Here is a 16,708-nt window from a genome sequence, read left to right as displayed (position 1 = left end):
GGCTATGTTGGCTCTAAAGAAGGTCATAGCCTGTTTGATGAAATCGCGATTACCGGCAGTCATACCCGCCCGGGCATCATGCTGTTTGATGAGCTGGAAAAAGCCAGTACCGAAGTGATTCGCGGGCTGATGAATGTGCTGGATACCGGCCGCCTCACCTTGACGGCCGGAACCAAAACCATTGATTTTCGTAACTGTATGATTTTTATGACCAGTAATATCGGAGCACAGGCCGCCCAGCAATATCTGGAAAAACTGGCTTATCTGCCACAGAAAATGCAGCAACTTTGTCTAAAAAAGCTAGCGACTCAGCGTATTATTGACCACATCATGCAGCGTCAATTTGATCCAGAATTCCTAAACCGGATTGATCGTACCTTGCACTATCAAGCGGTACAGCAGGATGCCTTGCCGCGTCTGGTTGAGATTGAACTGGAAAAACTCAACAAACGTCTGCAACATCAGCAGCGTCAGGTGCATTTAAGCCCCGCCGCCAAGGCCTATTTTTATCAGGGTCATGACATCCGTTATGGCGCCCGCCATCTGGGCCGTAAAATACGCACAGAATTGGAACCGATTCTGGCCATGTATTTCTTGAAACAGCCAAAACAGTTCGAGCTTTTTTTAGATTGTCATGACGGACAACTACGAATTCTGCCCGCCCCCTCGGAGGATTGATTCCCAGCCGCTCAAACTGATTTAGCAGAGCTTTTTGCCTGATGTGATGCAATCGCCTGCATAAATTGTTCTGGTTTTTGAGGCGAAATTAGCACATATTTTTGCGTATCTGCCTGCATATAAGTAATTTTCAAACGTTTTAAAGATAGCGCCGGAGCTACCTCGGAATAATCCGTGGGCTGGATCTGTTGAATGGCATGCAGCGGAATCTGCCAGCGCAACCACAGGCTTTTAATCGACAGCATATCGTCCTGAACAATATAGCGGGTACTCCATACCGGCCACCAGATCACGACAATCGTCAGTATATAAACAGCACTATGCAGCGGATATTGCAGCAGCGTACCCTTAGCCTGCATGGTCAGTAATAGCTGTATGAGCAGTCCACTCATACAGATGATAAAGGCCAGCAGCCACCAGTCTTTTTTGGAACGAAATATGTGCATCGCTTTCCCCTGTTTCTGTATCTATCTTACACAAAATCAGAGTCCTGTGCTGAGGCTTCCCGATCAATAAAAAACACCCAGATGGGCGTTTTTTATCTTTTAGTTATGGTTTAGGAGAACACATAAGGCCGGATAAAAATCAGGAAGAATATCCCCAGCATCAGGAACCATTTCAGAAAATAGTAGAGCTGGCGGTTTTTGGCCTTTAACGCTTTGGCTTGGATACGAATCTGATAAACATAGGCAAAGGCTTTGTTTAAGCCACCGGTCTGGTCTCCGGCCTCATTCGGTGAGCTGGCCGCGGTCATCACCTTTTTACCAAACCAGTGATTAAAAGCTTCCATCCAGCGGGTTTTTAAAGGGCGCTCTACATCGGCGAAAAAAATAATCCGGTTTTGATCGGTCTTATTTTCGGCATAGTGAATATAGGTTTCATCAAATACCACACTCTCGCCATCGCGCCAGGAATAACGTTCGCCATCGACATCAATAAAACAGCGGTCATCATTTGGAGTCATTAATCCCAAATGATAACGCAATGAACCGGCATAGGGGTCACGATGCCTTACCAGACGGCTGTCTGGCGCCAGTTCGGTAAACATGGCGGCTTTAATGCTGGGCAGGGTTTGCAGCAAGGCGGTGGTTTTTGGACACAGCTCTGCCGCAGACGGATGGGCCGAGTCATACCATTTTAGATAAAAGCGTTTCCAGCCGGTCTTGAAAAACGAGTTAAAGCCGAGATCATCATATTTACTGGAGGCTTTGATGCCCCCTTGTTCATACAGAGCCCGGGCTTCATCACGAATCATTTCCCAGTGTTCATCCAGAACCTGCAAGTCCTTAAAATGCTGGGTATCGATATAAGGCTGATTGGGCACCCTGGAAAACAGGTACATTAAAAAATTGATGGGTGCCAGCAGGGTCGAATGATCAAAAAACTGACGGTAAAATGAATGCCGAACTTTGCCACGGCGTTGTATATATAACGCTGAAATGACGAAAATGGCCAAAATAATCCACTTAAGCATATTAGTATCCAGAAAACTTTAGGCCCCCAACTAGGCACAGGAAAAACACATGAGTCAAAAAATGTCGGTATTATAACAAAGCGGATCTCTCTGCTAGCACCACACTAATGGAACGCAGTGTCGCGTCTATTTGCCTTAGCTGAACTACATATTTTCTAGCTGAATTGACTTTTTTGACTAAAAAACCACAGAGCGAGTATTTGCAAGCAGTCCGTTCTAGGTTATAAAAATTCAGCCATCGTAATAAAAAAAGTGAAAATGAAACAATAACTTCACTACACTACAATGACAGTTCGCTAGAGCCTGACTGTAACCGCAACTGAACTGGTCGCTAAAAATTGATGACCCTTGCGTCACGGCTTGATACAACTTGTGATGTTCTTTTTGGCTATAGTTATCGTAAGATTGGCGAAGTATAAAAGTGTGCGGGAAATGCGCGCTTGCTTCACAACATCAACTTAGAAGTCCTCCAAAATAAAGGAGATCAGGGCATGATCCACGCTGGCAATGCCATTACCGTCCAAATGCTTGAGGACGGAATTGCAGAATTCCGCTTTGACTTACAAGGTGAGTCGGTTAACAAATTCAACCGTGCAACGATTGAAGATTTTAAGGCTGCAATTGAGGCCGTATCTCAGGCTGATATTCAGGGCCTGATTGTGACTTCAGCAAAATCTACTTTTATTGTAGGTGCTGATATCACTGAATTCGGGGCTAACTTCGCACAGGGCGAAGAGGCAATTGTTGACTGGGCGATGCCAGTTCACGAAATCTTCAATAGCTTCGAAGACCTGGATATTCCTAAGGTGGCTGCCATTAACGGCATGGCACTGGGTGGCGGTTTCGAAATGTGCTTGGTCTGTGACTACCGTGTGATGTCAGAACAGGCGCAAGTTGGCCTGCCTGAAATTAAACTGGGAATTTTCCCGGGCTTTGGTGGAACAGTGCGTTTAAGCCGTCTGATCGGTATCGACAATGCTGTTGAATGGATGGCAATGGCTGCTCCTAAAAAACCGGCTGCGGCACTCAAAGATGGTGCCGTGGATGCAGTGGTTGCCGCAGACAAGCTGAAAGATGCAGCAATTGACCTGGTGAAACAGGCGATTCATGGCCGTCTGGACTGGAAGGAAAAACGTCAGGAAAAACTGGACCCAGTGAAGTTGAACATGCTTGAGCAAATGATGGCATTCAACACGGCTAAAGGTGCAGTACTGGCGAAAGCGAATCCAGCTCAATATCCGGCGCCAAAATTATTGCTTGACTCGCTTCAGGCGGGTGCCAGTCTGCATCGTGACGACGCGCTAAAAATAGAAGCTCAAGGCTTTGCCAAAGCAGCAGTAACACCACAAGCAGGCGCATTGATCGGTCTGTTCCTGAATGACCAAGTGGTGAAAAAAGCCTCTAAGCAACATGAAAAAGGTGCACATCCGGTCAATCAGGCTGCTGTACTGGGCGCTGGTATCATGGGTGGCGGTATTGCTTACCAGGCGGCAAGCAAAGGCACGCCAATCATCATGAAGGATATTGGTAACCCGCAACTGGCACTGGGTATGTCTGAAGCCAACAAACTGCTGACCAAGCAGGTTGAACGCAAAAAGATGAAGCCAGCGCAAATGGGTGAAACTCTGGCGCGTATCCGTCCGACTTTAAGCTATGAAGAGTTTAAAGAAGTGGATATCGTGATTGAGGCAGTTACTGAAAATCCTAAAGTCAAAGAAATCGTTCTCGCAGACACTGAAAAGCATGTCCGTGAAAACACGATTATTGCATCCAACACGTCGACGATTTCAATCACGCGTTTAGCAAAAGCGCTGCAACGTCCTGAAAATTTTGTTGGTATGCACTTCTTTAACCCGGTACACATGATGCCACTGGTTGAAGTGATCCGCGGTGAAAAGACCTCTGAAGAAGCCATTGCAACGACTGTCGTTCTGGCCCAGAAAATGGGTAAAACGCCAATCGTGGTAAATGACTGCCCGGGCTTCCTGGTAAACCGCGTCCTATTCCCTTACTTCGGTGCGTTTGACCTGTTACTGAAAGACGGTGCAGACTTCCAGCAAATCGATAAAGTCATGGAAAAATTCGGCTGGCCAATGGGTCCTGCTTACCTGATGGACGTGGTCGGTATCGACACGGGCGTACATGGTGCAGAAGTCATGGCCGAAGGTTTCCCTGACCGTATGAAGCCTGATTACAAAGGTTCTATCCAGACCATGTATGAAGCAAAACGTCTGGGTCAGAAAAATGATGTCGGTTTCTACAAATACGAACTCGACCGTAAAGGCAAAAAAGCTAAGACTGTTGATCCAACAGCATATGACGTAATTGCTCCGGTGGTATCAGGTGAAAAACGCGAATTTGATGCTCAGGAAATTATTGACCGTATGATGCTGGCCCTGTGCAACGAAACAGTACGTTGTCTGGAAGATAACATCGTGGCGACCCCTGCTGAAGCGGATATGGCGATGATCATGGGTATTGGTTTCCCTCCATTCCGTGGTGGTCCATGCCGTTATATCGACCAGACAGGTGTTGCTGAATACGTGGCACTTTGCGACAAGTATGCACATCTTGGTAAGGCTTATGAAGCGCCGCAAATGTTGCGTGACATGGCTGCTAACAATAAAAAATTCTACGGTTAAGGAGTGACGTGAATGGCTACTTTAAATCCACGTGACGTTGTGATTGTTGATGGCGTACGTACGGCCATGGGCAAATCGAAAAACGGTATGTTCCGCAATGTACGTGCCGACAGCATGTCAGCTGAACTTATCCGTGCGTTGATGGTTCGTAACGAATTCGACCCGAATGAAGTTGAAGACGTGATCTGGGGCTGTGTAAACCAGACTCTGGAACAAGGGATGAACATTGCGCGTAACATCGCATTGTTGGCTGATCTTCCTAAGACTGTTGCAGGTCAGACCGTAAACCGTCTGTGTGGTTCTTCTATGCAGGCGATCCATACTGCGGCTGCTCAGATTGCCACTAACCAGGGTGATATTTTCATCATTGGTGGTGTAGAGCACATGGGCCACGTTGGCATGATGCACGGCATCGACCTGAACCCTGCTGCATCTAAGCACTATGCAAAAGCCTCAAACATGATGGGCTTGACGGCTGAAATGCTAGGTCGCATGAACGGCATTACTCGTGAAGAACAGGATGCGTTTGGTGTTGAATCACACCGCCGTGCCTGGGCTGCGACTGAAAATGGTCTATTCCAGAACGAGATCGTAGGCATTGAAGGTCATAATGCTGACGGTTATAAAGTTCTGTGCGATATTGATGAAGTGATCCGTCCGGATGCCAACATCGAAACTTTCCGTGCTTTACGTCCAGTATTCGATCCTAAAGGCGGTACAGTAACTGCTGCAACGTCTTCAGCATTGTCAGACGGTGCATCGGCTATGTTGCTGATGTCTGCTGAACGTGCTCAAGCTTTGGGTCTGAAACCACGTGCAGTGATCCGTTCTATGGCAGTGGCAGGCTGTGATGCTGCGATCATGGGTTATGGCCCGGTTCCGGCAACACAAAAAGCATTGAAACGTGCTGGCCTGACGATTGAAGATATTCAAACTGTTGAGTTGAACGAAGCCTTTGCTGCGCAAGGTCTGTCTGTACTTAAAGGCTTAGGGCTGTACGAGAAACAGAACATCGTGAACCTGAATGGTGGTGCGATTGCATTAGGTCACCCGTTGGGCTGTTCTGGCGCGCGTATTACTACCTCTCTCCTAAACATCATGGAACAGCAAGATACTCAAATCGGTCTTGCGACGATGTGTATTGGTTTGGGTCAAGGTATTGCAACAGTGATCGAACGTGTTTAATTCTTAAATACGTAGATAAAAAGAAAACCCCGCTGAGTGCGGGGTTTTTTGTCCCTTAAAATTCCCTTATCCAAAGAAAGTCATATGGCAATATTTCCTACATAGCAACACTGCTATGACTTTCTAAGGAAAAAAAATGGAAAATTTAGCAATTCAATTTAAAAGTTCTTCAACTATACAAAGTTCAAATATGCCTAGTGCTATTGCAAGTTTAAACTTCAAAAAACTGAAATTTAAATTAACTATAGGTTCTGAAGCAAAAATGTCTGTTGATGTCTGTGAATTTGCCGAACAAGAATACAAACGTTTTCTAGCGTTAAAATACATTTATCCAAAAGAAACGTTAGTACCTAACAGACTTGTTGATGAGTTTTGGCATGCTCACATTTTAGATACTCGAAACTACCACATGGATTGCATGAAAGTTTTTGGAGCTTATCTGCATCACTATCCATATTTTGGCATTCATGATGAAGTCGACCAACAAAATTTAAAGCATACATTCCGACGAACCAAAGAACTTTATGAAATTTGGTTCGGCTCGTATCCGGACTTCACGATAGAGGCACGCTGTGGAGATGATCATGCCTGCCATGCTCCTTCAAGCTGTGCATGTCGAGTACCCGGTGCTTGTAAATAATCCTTAAAACTGGGCAGTATTACTGCTCAGTTGCCTTACATAGCGTTTCAATTGCTATATCGAATTGTAGATCCAATTTCTTAGAGAATTTTGTCTGTTTGTTCTTTTCCCACTGTTTATATTCAAGAAAAAAAATATATTTCTTCAATGCATCTTCTTTCTTAACAGTTAATGAACCTTGCTTTGCTCTTTGAATATCTTTTTTTAAGCGCTCATAAAAAGAGGCATCCGTATCAGAAAAAGCATCACTAAAAGCCTTTAAATTTCCTGCATAAACTTCATCGACCAAGTTTAAAAAATTACTCAAATTCGTATTTAAATTTAATTGAATTACTTCTGTACCAACTACGTGCATTCTTTTATACCTGCTCTAACTACTTCAGGATCTAATTTACCCCATAATGGGTATTTTGTATTTTCAACAACATAAGTAGTAAAACATGTACATGTTTTATCAATACGCTCAGCATCCCACTTTTTCTTCTCTAGTGCCACATTAGCCTTACAATTGAGATCAAACTGTCTAACTTGTGTGTCTGTCCAATTTGTTTGTATTTTGGAATAATTGATTTCAGTTGGTCGGAGAGCATCCTTAATCTGATTTATACCTACTCCACCAGCGACTCCGATCATGCCTGCAATAACTAAAGTCTTCAGTAAACCAGATTTAGACTTTTCTTTATTAATAAGAATTAATGGATTTTTGCATGTACCACAGTGATAAAGCCCCTGCTCTCCTATTTGATTAAGTTTATTTACTGTATTACAGGATGAGCAAGTAATATATCCATTTGTTTGAAGTTCGCCCACTACACTCTCTAAAATAATTATTTGTTTGAAATAATTATAATTCTTAACTAGACCAAATGTTATCCCTTTGTAAAATTGGTTTATTTTTCCACCAATAAAATCCTATTTATAAATCACTTAAATTTTATACGCGTATGATCAAGCCTCTTTTTTCCTACTTCTTTAAGGGGTTTATATGAACATGCTTAAAACCGTACTTGCGACTGCAATCGTAGCAACTTCTGTATCTGCAATGGCAACTGAAGCTCAAGTAGCACCTGCTGCTACAACAACTACAGTTCAAACTGTTGCTAAAGAAGCTGTTGCACCTGTGCAAGCAAAAGTTGAAGCTGCTCAAACTACTGCTACAGAAGCAAAACAAGCAACTGAAGCGAAAGTTGAAACAGTAAAAGCTGAAACAACTACTCAAGTAGAAAATGCACAAGCCACCGCAGAACAAAAAGTTGAAGCTGCAAAAACAGAAGTAGCAGAAGCAAAAGACGCAACTGTTGAAACTGCTGCTGAAGTAAAAGAAACTATTACTGAAAAAGCCGAAGTGACTCAAGCCGAAGTAAAAGCTGAGAAAAAAGGCTGGTTCTCTTGGTTTAAAAAAGCAGCTTAAGAATTTTTAAGCATAAAAAAGATGTCTGCCTGACATCTTTTTTTTGTTTTGGAGGATTTAATTTATGTTCAGGAATTAAAACTTAATTTTATTTAAACCTTTTGCGCCAGCATGGTGGCAAAGCGCTGTTTAATCCGATGGCCCTGTTCATCTACACGGTGTAACTCACCAATATCTTCATTGTATTTCACCAGATTCCAGCCTTCATAATAAGCACTGAGCTGTCCCGGTTTAAAACTAAATGGAAAGTCTGGCTGTACCGGAATATCGTCTGTATCCATGGCACAGACAATCAGGTTATAACCACCCGGCACGGTGGCCTGCTGCATTTGTGCGATCAACGGCGGAATGGTTTTTGCCTCAAGGAACATCATCACCACAGTACAGTAGATCAAGTCATATTGGCCTGTAATGCGGGTATCTGTGTTGAGATCGCGACGCTGGATCTGCAAGTGATCAATTTGCTCCGTTTGTACAATTTGTCTCAAGGTCTGCAAACTGTTTTCGTTAACATCCCAGGCATCGACTTTAAAGCCGTTCTGGCTTAGATAAAGCGCATTACGTCCTGTACCGCAGCCGATATCCAGCGCACGACCGCCCTGTAAATAGGGCATGGCAGCCAGCACTTCAGAATGGGTAGGATTCAACTGATATTTCTTGCTGAAATAATCATCAGGCCGGCAATAAAAACGCAGCTGGCATTCGACATCCTCGCTGGCAGAAATAATCTTGTGCCAAGCCTCAGGTTCAATAAATGGTGGTTGCTGCTCTGGTGTAAACACATGTTCAGATTGCACCTTACCCGATTCTTCCAGCATGGCAAAATGTAGCTTACCTTTTAAGACTGTCAGTTTTGCCCAGGTACCTGCTTTGGTGTTGTGCTGATTCTTGAAACCCTGAGGAATACTCTGCTGTGTCCAGACCGGAAGTTCCTTATAACAAATGAGCTCTTGCATCAATCTCGTCCTCCATCTCATGCATGCGCCGCCTGTCATGCTTCTAGCGACGGGTTTATGGAGTTCAGCATAGCCTGTTCAGGCCGGAATGAAAATCATGCTTATGTACGCTGTACTCATAAAGCAGCAAGATACAGACCACACCTGAAAAATAAAAAAGCTGCCTAGATCGACAGCTTGGGTGTAGGTAGATCATAAATAGGAGGCTTGGACTAATGTAGTAGTTCTGACTGTAGCCAGCGCATATAATTTTCCTGATCCATAAAATCCGGTGCGCCTCCCAGATCCAGACTGAAATATTGCTGGTTAAACTGGATTACAATCTGTTCGGTATAGTGCCAGTCCTCAATCAGCTTAAAATATTGATTCAAGAAAAATCGGCTCCTGCCTTCATTATTTAAACTTTGTAATTTTGGACATATTTTATTTGCGACAAACTCACTGTACACCTGCTGAATATCAGCAAAAACCTGAATTGTTTGCATGACTCACCTGCTTAAATGTTATGTCGTGATCTGTGCGACATGTCCAATTTAAGCACTGAGTTTGAACAGCAGATGACAGTCATGTGGCAATCCTGTGATTACCTACAGGGCTATAGCTTGTTTTCAACCGCTTTCTGGTTGGCGCTCGCAACTTGTTGCATCTGCCTGTTCAAGTCCAGCATGTCCTTGTACAGCGCATTAAACTCTTTCACCGCTTTATCCTCATAGAACATAAAAGTCTGATTTTTCTTTTGCCATTTATGTTGTTTTAATAAAGCAAAAAGCGCATCTGCCTTAGCTAGGCTCTGTTTTTCTATTTCAAAAATCACATGAGCATTACTGTTTTGCTGACTATCTTTCAGATTCTGGGTCAGTTGTTGGCGATAACGATTTTTAATATCCAGTTGCTGAGCCTTATTAATCAGCTCGGCATCACGTTGCTGAATTTTCTGCTGATAATCATTCACAATCTGATGTACCTGCTTGAGCATCGCCTCAGTGTCTGTATAACCCTGCGTCTGGTCCTGGGCTAAGCGGTCAATATTCAGAAAATTCTGCCAGTTGGCTGCCTTCAGTTCACGCAAATACTGGTTGCGTTCCTCGGCACTGTCACGCAGTTGGCCCAGTACAAATTCAGCCATGATGGCATAATCACCATCTAGTCGCTCATCTTCAATTTCCAGCTGGATGGGTGTAGACCAGTTTTGTGCCTGCTCTGCAATCTGCTGTGTTTTTTCTTCCAGCACCATTTCATATTCGGCCAGCTCAGCCTGATTTTTTTGTTGTACTGAATATTGATAAAATAGCCCGATAAAAATAGCCAGGGTCGCACCGGCTAAAATCATAAAAACACGCGGCATGCACACGCTCCAGGTCTGGGATTCAGATCTTGTTTCTTCAATACACTATGCTCATTTTTCAGGCAGAATTCAAGACCGATGAATTTTCTTGTATTTTTAACGACCCTTAGGCAGCATGATTTTGAGAGACAAAAGAAAGGAATTCTCTCTTTATCCCTCACGCAACACAGTGCCGCTGAAGAAAGCGGCCTGAATGATTATCGAAAGGTAAAAGGCAGGCTGATGTTAAGCTGGTTGGGATGAAACTGCTCCCGTACAATCTGCACCGTAGTGGCATTCGCATCAATTCCAAAAGGCTGCAAGATGGTATACAGGCCCTTTCTGGGATCGGCAGATTGTAGTCCTGCTGCCACCACCAGAACATATTCCCGGAACACCACAGGTAGGCTGTCAAGATCAGGCTTAGGCGCTGCACGAACCACATCAATGCTTCCGGCAAAGTCGGCATCGACGCTATAACTTTGAATATCCCGTTCGACTTTCATCAGATAACGGTTTAATGCATCCCGCTGACTGGCTTCTTCCTGATAAGGAATAATTTCGGTCATGGCGCGTAGCTCTGGCTCTGCCATCACAATTAAGGTGGGAAGAACCACAGAACCTGAGCTTACAGGAGCAGCCTGGGTGAATGTAGCCGTACCTGCGACAAGCGCAAGCAAGCTGAGGTTTAAAGCTTTTAAGAGAGTCATCATTCATACCCCTCGGATAGAAAAGTAAAAAATATCTGACTTTTATCTTACAAACTTTATGCCTTGATATTGTTAAGTCTGATAAACGGTCATTCGGCTGAGCATGACAGGTCTATAAACAGTCCAGCCGACTGACTCTGCGTATGAACCCTGCATACAGACAGAAAAATACATCAGGCACAGATAAAAAAAATCCCCAAACTAGGTTTGGGGATTTTTTTGAATATGGTGGCGAGACCCAGGATCGAACTGGGGACACACGGATTTTCAATCCGTTGCTCTACCGACTGAGCTATCACGCCGATGCGGTGTATTAAGCCGTATCTGGACCCATTAGTCAATCAAAATTATGAAAAAAATGATTGAGTGGGTGAATTTTAATCTAAAAAAAATCCCTGATGGGATCAGGGATTGAAAACTTTAAATTTGTTTTTGAATATGGTGGCGAGACCCAGGATCGAACTGGGGACACACGGATTTTCAATCCGTTGCTCTACCGACTGAGCTATCACGCCAATGTCGCGTATTAAACAGTTTCAGGCCGCAAGCGTCAAGAGCGAAATAAAGAAAAACCACCAAATGTTTAGTTTTCCACCAATACCCCGCTTAAATTGAGCATTTTGGCTTAAAACCGAATCAACACCGGCCTTTCAGCAGCTTTTTACCTCAAACAGCAGGCTGGTTAAATTTTTTCTAGATTCGCCAAACAACGGTGAATAGCACCACAGCCCGGAACAAAGGTTTTTACACCTTTTTCTTCTTCCATTCGACAGGCTTCTGCAACCAGCCTTTCTGCTACCCCCCGCCCTCGATTGGCCGGATGCACCACAATATTTTCCAGAATCCGGCTTTCACCTTGTCCCGTGGCCCAAATTGCACCAATGATTTTGGTATTAAATTCTGCCGTATAAAGTAGGGTATACTGTGCCAGGTTTTGCTCTAGTTGTTCTATGGCATCTGCCCCATCACTAAATTCAGGGCTGGTGTCATACAGTCGCTCAAGCTGGCTGCGCACTTCGTCATTTTCCAAAGAAGTATAAGCATGTACGGTGATAGGCATTGATAAACCCTCCTGAGCAATCTAATATGCGGTGACGTCGTCACGGCGAAAAATATTTTCTACATCAATCATTTTGACGTATTTGAGGAACGTGTCTATGACAGATCGTATCAGTGAAGTGGTAAGAAATACCAACGAAACCAAAATTCGCGTTCGTTTGAACCTCGACGGTACTGGTCAAGGCACCTTAAACACAGGGATTCCATTTTTAGATCATATGATTGATCAAATCAAGCGCCATGGCTTGTTTGATATTGATATCCATTGTGATGGTGACTTGGAAATTGATGACCACCACACGGTAGAAGATTGTGGCATCAGCTTGGGGCAAGCCTTTGCACAGGCACTCGGTAATAAAAAAGGCTTAAAACGCTATGGCCATTTCTATGCCCCACTAGATGAATCTTTAAGCCGTGTCGTAGTCGATCTTTCAGGCCGTCCGGGGCTGTTTATGGATGTTCCTTTTACCCGTGCAACCATTGGCCGTTTTGATGTAGATCTGTTTTCTGAATTCTTCCAGGGTTTTGTCAACCACGCCTTAATGACGGTACATATCGACAACCTGAAAGGCAAAAACAGCCATCACCAGATTGAAAGTGTATTTAAGGCTTTTGCCCGTGCACTGCGTATGGCATGTGAAGTTGATCCACGTGCTGCCAATACAGTGGCGTCTACCAAAGGGACACTGTAATGCCCCGTATTGCCCTTCTTGACTATGGCATGGGAAATCTGCACTCGGCAGCCAAAGCCCTGGAACATGTCGGTGCCACTGTTGATGTGACCAATGATCCAAAGCTGATTGCACAGGCAGACAAGATTGTCTTTCCAGGGGTCGGTGCAATGCGTGATTGTATGCAGGGCATGCATGAAGCCGGTATTGATACCGTGGTGCGTAATGCCGTGTTTAATAAACCGGTGCTGGCAATCTGTGTCGGCATGCAGGCGTTAATGCAACATTCTGAGGAAAATGGCGGTACGCCGGCTCTGGGTATTTTTGAAGGTGCAGTCAAGCACTTCCCGGAGATGGCCGGCTTAAAAGTGCCGCATATGGGCTGGAATCAGGTACATCAGGCGGACCCCGATCATCCGATGTGGAAAGATATCGATCAGGACGCGCGTTTCTATTTTGTACATAGCTATTATGTAGAACCGCAAGACCCGGCTATTGTGGCGGCGCAGTGTACCTATGGCCTTGAATTTTGTACGGCGATTCATAAAGAAAACCTGTTTGCCACTCAGTTCCATCCGGAAAAAAGTCATACAGCAGGCCTGCAATTACTGAAAAACTTTGTGGACTGGAATATCTGATTCCTGCCCCGTCAACAAAGCCCGCGAGATGCGGGCTTTTTTACTGCCTAAGATTTAAGCTTTTCAGATTCAAAGAATAATTATATGATTCTCTCACCAAAAAAAACAAATGAAAATAAAAGGAAATAATATGCTTAATACCATTGATGATTCTGGATTCAAACCTGCTGGCCGTTTTAGCCGTCGTTCTTATCTCGCCTGGAATATGCTCATGGGCTTTTTCTTTCTGCTCATCGGGTTTGTTATCGCCTTGATGCTGCCAGGCATAAATCTGGATACTCTGGGAAGCTCGCTCTCCCCTCCTGTAATCATCCTGTTTATTTTCCTGTACGGCGTGGCTATTTATTTTAGTATGATCTTTACTATTCGCCGCCTGCATGACCGCAATCATAGCGGCTGGTTCAGCCTGCTGCTGCTGGTGCCTGTGGTGAATATTTTATTTGCCCTTTATCTCCTGTTTGCACCTGGGGATCAACAGGCGAACCAGTTTGGACAACCCCGTACTACCCGTGGCTGGGAAAATGTACTGGCTATTTTGTATATTCTGGTCCTTATTTTATTATTCATAGCGACTTTTATGATATCGGGTGACTCTCTGCCAAAACTCTAAATCATCCGAGTATTGAAGCATGGGCCTCTTCTAGCTGCCCATGCCTTTCATTCCGCCCTGCTTTTTGCACTTTATCCTAAAAAGTTTTAAGCTGTTTTTTTACAGATATATACAGCGCCGCCATGGATGAATGCTTACATTCCGTCTTACCAAGCAAAGAACACATTGCAACGTTTCCTCGGTTTCAAAATCTTGTACCTGAACGCATCCTTGTGATTAACAGTCTGCAGCAATGTGAAGCCTTGCGTTCGGAGCTTGAACAGGTGACAGTATTCGGTTTTGACTCGGAATCCAAACCCACTTTTAAGGCCGGTGAAGTGTCTACAGGCCCGCATCTGATTCAACTGGCAACTCTGGACAAAGCCTATCTTTTTCAAATGCACGAGCAGATCTGGCAGTTTTTAAAACCGATTTTTGCCAGTCGTGACCAGATTAAAGTCGGTTTCGGCCTGAAAAATGATGCCCATCTCTTTCGTAAAAGAGGGATTGAACTGAACAACGTGATAGAGCTATCGACATGTTTTAGGGATTTTGGCCTAAAAAATCCGGTGGGGCTGAAAAATGCCATGGCTTTACTGTTTCAGGTCAATTTCCCCAAATCGAAACATATCAGCACCTCAAACTGGGCCACAAAACATCTCAGTCCGGCCCAGATCAGCTATGCGACAGCCGATGCCTATGCACCGCGTCTAGTGTTTGAAGAACTACTGGCGCGAGGATTATTACCCAAAGACCTTCCTGGTACCTCACTCAAACCCAAAATCCAGCCGAACTCCACAATATAGCTGTTTAAAAAGGTTATTCGCTCTTTAGCTGTGCTCTGTATTTTCAGCATTCTATTTTTCAATACCCCACAATACTTGAACGCCCAACAGCAGCTAAAGTAGCCAATAAAGTCCGGTCAATGCAAATCAGCGTGCCTGTGGAATTGCCCTGTTAAATTCAGCCGGCCAGAAAACCACTCTCTACATAAATCACTAAAATAATGGAAATAAATTACAGAACTCTCCCTTATCTTCGGACAGGTTTTCTCTTTTCATACGGTTTATCAGTTAGAAATTTTGACTTTATTTGCTAAGATGAGCTGATACAAATTCATTCTAAAGATTAAGCAAGGAGCGAAAGCATGCTGATCATCCCGGCAATTGACCTGAAAGATGGCAAATGTGTCCGCTTAAAACAAGGTCGTATGGAAGACGATACCGTATTTTCTGATGATCCGGTTGCAACAGCACAGCATTGGGTCAATGAAGGTGCTCGCCGTCTGCATCTGGTAGATCTTAACGGTGCCTTTGCAGGTACACCGGTGCATAAACCGGTGGTCGAAGCTATTGTCAGGTCTCAACCTGAGCTGCCTATCCAGATTGGTGGCGGAATCCGTTCGCTGGAAACGATTGAACATTATCTGGAAGCAGGTGTGTCATTTGTAATTATCGGCACAAAAGCGGTTCAGGAGCCTGAGTTCGTCGAAGAAGCATGCAAGAAATTCGCTGGACATATTATTGTCGGTATTGATGCCATGAATGGCATGGTGGCAACCGATGGCTGGGCCAATATTACCGATGTCAAAGCCACTGATCTGGCCAAACGCTTTGCAGATGCCGGCGTATCTAGCATTGTCTATACTGATATTGCGCGTGATGGCATGATGCAGGGTGTAAACATCGAGCAGACCGTCACTCTGGCACAATATTCAGGGTTGCCTGTGATTGCTTCAGGTGGGGTCACCAATATGGATGATGTACGTCAGCTGAAAGATCAACCGGGTATTCTAGGTGCAATTACCGGCCGTGCGATTTATGAAGGGACTTTAAGCCTGCGTGAAGCACAATTATTGCTGGATGAGCAGGAAGCGCTATAATACGTCACTGCTGAAGAAAGAGGTCTGCGGGCCTCTTTTTTTATTGTCCTATTTTTTTGATCTCCTTCCCCATGTCTACATCTGTTTATCATCTCCGCTCTGGCTGGACAGCCAAAGCGCCTCAAATCGCCCTGATCCTGATCACGATCATCTGGGGTGGCAGTTTTATTACCGTACAATACGGCCTGAATTTTAGCAGTCCAGTGCTGTTTGTGGGCTTGCGTTTTGCGGCAGCTGCGATTGCGGTAAGTTTGATCTCACTTCAGCATCTTCGGGGCATGACGCTAAAAGAAGTATGGGCCGGTGCGGTAATTGGCGCGGTGATTGCTATAGGGTATGCCACCCAGACGGTGGGGCTACAGAGTATTAGCAGTAGCGAGTCGGCCTTTTTGACTGCCCTGTATGTTCCTCTGGTTCCTTTGCTGCTCTGGCTGCTCTTCGGTAAAAAACCGCAGGTGATGACCTGGGTAGGTGTTCTGTTGGCCTTTGTGGGACTGGTGTTTTTAACCGGAAATGGCTGGGGTGCAATTCAGCTGAATTTTGGCCAGATCCTGACCCTGCTTGGTTCATTTGCAATTGCTTTGGAAATTATTTTTATCAGCCATTTTGCCGAACAGGTGAATGTACGGCGGGTGACTGTACTGCAACTGTTTTTTGCCTCCCTATTCTGCTTTCTGGTTGCACCTTGGCTTGGAGAGTCCCGCCTGCCAGTGTTTCACTGGCATCTGGCTGGTATTTTAATCGCGCTGGGAATAGCCAGTGCGTGTATACAGCTAGTTATGAACTGGGCCCAGCGGCGGGTAGATCCGTCTCAGGCAGCCATCATTTATGCTGGAGAGCCGATCTGGG

General features: G+C 44.7%; 20 protein-coding genes and 2 tRNA genes. 11 read left to right on the top strand and 11 right to left on the bottom strand.

Going from position 1 to position 16,708, the window contains the following annotated elements; translation table 11 throughout:
• The coding region (locus E2K52_RS09930) for an AAA family ATPase (RefSeq protein WP_151204962.1) at nt 1-678 on the top strand (678 nt) is incomplete at its 5' end.
• A gap of 11 nt (nt 679-689) precedes the next feature.
• On the opposite strand, the gene E2K52_RS09925 is transcribed toward E2K52_RS09930, so the two are convergent.
• Nucleotides 690-1,124, bottom strand: a complete 435-nt coding sequence (locus tag E2K52_RS09925) for a PH domain-containing protein (RefSeq protein ID WP_151204961.1) — start codon at nt 1,122-1,124, stop codon at nt 690-692.
• 110 nt (nt 1,125-1,234) lie between these two features.
• Nucleotides 1,235-2,152, bottom strand: a complete 918-nt coding sequence (lpxO, locus tag E2K52_RS09920) for a lipid A hydroxylase LpxO (RefSeq protein WP_151204960.1) — start codon at nt 2,150-2,152, stop codon at nt 1,235-1,237.
• Between the two features lie 491 nt (nt 2,153-2,643).
• On the opposite strand from lpxO, the gene fadB reads away from it, so the two are divergent.
• The 3 genes from fadB (at nt 2,644) to E2K52_RS09905 (ending at nt 6,619) form a co-directional block, all read left to right on the top strand.
• The gene (fadB, locus tag E2K52_RS09915; protein WP_151204959.1) at nt 2,644-4,794 is read left to right on the top strand and encodes a fatty acid oxidation complex subunit alpha FadB; all 2,151 of its coding nucleotides are present in this window, start codon (nt 2,644-2,646) and stop codon (nt 4,792-4,794) included.
• Nucleotides 4,795-4,806: 12 nt separating this feature from the next.
• Complete coding sequence (fadA, locus tag E2K52_RS09910; RefSeq protein WP_151204958.1) at nt 4,807-5,979, top strand: acetyl-CoA C-acyltransferase FadA; 1,173 nt, start codon at nt 4,807-4,809, stop codon at nt 5,977-5,979.
• A gap of 136 nt (nt 5,980-6,115) precedes the next feature.
• On the top strand, nt 6,116-6,619 hold the full coding sequence (locus tag E2K52_RS09905) for a glycine-rich domain-containing protein (RefSeq protein WP_151204957.1): 504 nt from the start codon (nt 6,116-6,118) through the stop codon (nt 6,617-6,619).
• 19 nt (nt 6,620-6,638) lie between these two features.
• Here the strand turns inward: E2K52_RS09905 and E2K52_RS09900 are convergent, their stop codons facing one another.
• The gene (locus tag E2K52_RS09900; protein WP_149494653.1) at nt 6,639-6,974 is read right to left on the bottom strand and encodes a hypothetical protein; all 336 of its coding nucleotides are present in this window, start codon (nt 6,972-6,974) and stop codon (nt 6,639-6,641) included.
• Nucleotides 6,965-7,429 (bottom strand): hypothetical protein, encoded by a 465-nt coding sequence (locus E2K52_RS09895; protein WP_151204956.1) that lies wholly within the window; start codon nt 7,427-7,429, stop codon nt 6,965-6,967. The genes E2K52_RS09900 and E2K52_RS09895 overlap by 10 nt, the downstream gene beginning before the upstream one ends.
• A gap of 175 nt (nt 7,430-7,604) precedes the next feature.
• Between E2K52_RS09895 and E2K52_RS09890 the strand changes: the two genes are divergently transcribed.
• The gene (locus E2K52_RS09890) at nt 7,605-8,030 is read left to right on the top strand and encodes a hypothetical protein (RefSeq protein ID WP_151204955.1); all 426 of its coding nucleotides are present in this window, start codon (nt 7,605-7,607) and stop codon (nt 8,028-8,030) included.
• Nucleotides 8,031-8,122: 92 nt separating this feature from the next.
• Here E2K52_RS09890 and tehB read toward each other — a convergent pair whose 3' ends face one another.
• From tehB to E2K52_RS09855, 7 genes are all read right to left on the bottom strand, one after another.
• On the bottom strand, nt 8,123-8,986 hold the full coding sequence (gene tehB / locus E2K52_RS09885; protein ID WP_151204954.1) for an SAM-dependent methyltransferase TehB: 864 nt from the start codon (nt 8,984-8,986) through the stop codon (nt 8,123-8,125).
• Between the two features lie 212 nt (nt 8,987-9,198).
• Complete coding sequence (locus E2K52_RS09880; RefSeq protein ID WP_151204953.1) at nt 9,199-9,471, bottom strand: hypothetical protein; 273 nt, start codon at nt 9,469-9,471, stop codon at nt 9,199-9,201.
• A 110-nt stretch (nt 9,472-9,581) separates the two neighbouring features.
• Nucleotides 9,582-10,331, bottom strand: coding sequence for a hypothetical protein (locus E2K52_RS09875; protein ID WP_151204952.1), 750 nt, complete (start codon nt 10,329-10,331; stop codon nt 9,582-9,584).
• 197 nt (nt 10,332-10,528) lie between these two features.
• Nucleotides 10,529-11,020: a hypothetical protein gene (locus E2K52_RS09870; RefSeq protein WP_151204963.1), complete on the bottom strand. Its 492-nt coding sequence runs from the start codon at nt 11,018-11,020 to the stop codon at nt 10,529-10,531.
• Between the two features lie 226 nt (nt 11,021-11,246).
• A tRNA-Phe gene (locus tag E2K52_RS09865) sits at nt 11,247-11,322 on the bottom strand.
• A 137-nt stretch (nt 11,323-11,459) separates the two neighbouring features.
• Nucleotides 11,460-11,535, bottom strand: a tRNA-Phe gene (locus tag E2K52_RS09860).
• Nucleotides 11,536-11,702: 167 nt separating this feature from the next.
• A complete protein-coding gene (locus E2K52_RS09855) occupies nt 11,703-12,080 on the bottom strand; it encodes a GNAT family N-acetyltransferase (protein WP_151204951.1) in 378 nt (125 codons plus the stop codon).
• A 97-nt stretch (nt 12,081-12,177) separates the two neighbouring features.
• Here E2K52_RS09855 and hisB point away from each other — a divergent pair, with 97 nt between their 5' ends.
• The 6 genes from hisB to E2K52_RS09825 all read left to right on the top strand — a co-directional run.
• A complete protein-coding gene (hisB, locus tag E2K52_RS09850; RefSeq protein ID WP_151204950.1) occupies nt 12,178-12,771 on the top strand; it encodes an imidazoleglycerol-phosphate dehydratase HisB in 594 nt (197 codons plus the stop codon).
• Entirely contained in the window at nt 12,771-13,388 is a 618-nt protein-coding gene (gene hisH / locus E2K52_RS09845) for an imidazole glycerol phosphate synthase subunit HisH (protein ID WP_151204949.1), read from the top strand. Before hisB ends, hisH begins: the two co-directional genes overlap by 1 nt.
• 130 nt (nt 13,389-13,518) lie before the next feature.
• Nucleotides 13,519-13,998, top strand: coding sequence for a DUF805 domain-containing protein (locus E2K52_RS09840; RefSeq protein WP_151204948.1), 480 nt, complete (start codon nt 13,519-13,521; stop codon nt 13,996-13,998).
• A gap of 122 nt (nt 13,999-14,120) precedes the next feature.
• Entirely contained in the window at nt 14,121-14,783 is a 663-nt protein-coding gene (locus tag E2K52_RS09835) for a 3'-5' exonuclease (protein ID WP_151204947.1), read from the top strand.
• 341 nt (nt 14,784-15,124) lie between these two features.
• Nucleotides 15,125-15,859: a 1-(5-phosphoribosyl)-5-[(5-phosphoribosylamino)methylideneamino]imidazole-4-carboxamide isomerase gene (gene hisA, locus E2K52_RS09830; RefSeq protein WP_151204946.1), complete on the top strand. Its 735-nt coding sequence runs from the start codon at nt 15,125-15,127 to the stop codon at nt 15,857-15,859.
• A 71-nt stretch (nt 15,860-15,930) separates the two neighbouring features.
• A partial coding sequence (locus E2K52_RS09825) for a DMT family transporter (RefSeq protein ID WP_151204945.1) occupies nt 15,931-16,708 on the top strand: 778 nt, incomplete at its 3' end.

Source organism: Acinetobacter sp. RF14B (assembly GCF_006864105.1).
In the GTDB taxonomy this organism is placed as follows: domain Bacteria; phylum Pseudomonadota; class Gammaproteobacteria; order Pseudomonadales; family Moraxellaceae; genus Acinetobacter; species Acinetobacter lwoffii_C.
Note: the sequence above shows the minus strand (reverse complement) of the source record. Positions and strands in the feature narration are given on the sequence as shown.

Coding starts and splice junctions, on each gene's coding strand:
- tehB (WP_151204954.1), bottom strand. CDS start 8,986: ATGCAAGAGCTCATTTGTTATAAGGAACTTCCGGTCTGGACACAGCAG.
- hisH (WP_151204949.1), top strand. CDS start 12,771: ATGCCCCGTATTGCCCTTCTTGACTATGGCATGGGAAATCTGCACTCG.
- lpxO (WP_151204960.1), bottom strand. CDS start 2,152: ATGCTTAAGTGGATTATTTTGGCCATTTTCGTCATTTCAGCGTTATAT.
- E2K52_RS09900 (WP_149494653.1), bottom strand. CDS start 6,974: ATGCACGTAGTTGGTACAGAAGTAATTCAATTAAATTTAAATACGAAT.
- E2K52_RS09925 (WP_151204961.1), bottom strand. CDS start 1,124: ATGCACATATTTCGTTCCAAAAAAGACTGGTGGCTGCTGGCCTTTATC.
- fadA (WP_151204958.1), top strand. CDS start 4,807: ATGGCTACTTTAAATCCACGTGACGTTGTGATTGTTGATGGCGTACGT.
- hisA (WP_151204946.1), top strand. CDS start 15,125: ATGCTGATCATCCCGGCAATTGACCTGAAAGATGGCAAATGTGTCCGC.
- E2K52_RS09855 (WP_151204951.1), bottom strand. CDS start 12,080: ATGCCTATCACCGTACATGCTTATACTTCTTTGGAAAATGACGAAGTG.
- E2K52_RS09875 (WP_151204952.1), bottom strand. CDS start 10,331: ATGCCGCGTGTTTTTATGATTTTAGCCGGTGCGACCCTGGCTATTTTT.
- E2K52_RS09870 (WP_151204963.1), bottom strand. CDS start 11,020: ATGACTCTCTTAAAAGCTTTAAACCTCAGCTTGCTTGCGCTTGTCGCA.
- hisB (WP_151204950.1), top strand. CDS start 12,178: ATGACAGATCGTATCAGTGAAGTGGTAAGAAATACCAACGAAACCAAA.
- E2K52_RS09840 (WP_151204948.1), top strand. CDS start 13,519: ATGCTTAATACCATTGATGATTCTGGATTCAAACCTGCTGGCCGTTTT.
- E2K52_RS09880 (WP_151204953.1), bottom strand. CDS start 9,471: ATGCAAACAATTCAGGTTTTTGCTGATATTCAGCAGGTGTACAGTGAG.
- E2K52_RS09905 (WP_151204957.1), top strand. CDS start 6,116: ATGGAAAATTTAGCAATTCAATTTAAAAGTTCTTCAACTATACAAAGT.
- fadB (WP_151204959.1), top strand. CDS start 2,644: ATGATCCACGCTGGCAATGCCATTACCGTCCAAATGCTTGAGGACGGA.
- E2K52_RS09890 (WP_151204955.1), top strand. CDS start 7,605: ATGAACATGCTTAAAACCGTACTTGCGACTGCAATCGTAGCAACTTCT.
- E2K52_RS09835 (WP_151204947.1), top strand. CDS start 14,121: ATGGATGAATGCTTACATTCCGTCTTACCAAGCAAAGAACACATTGCA.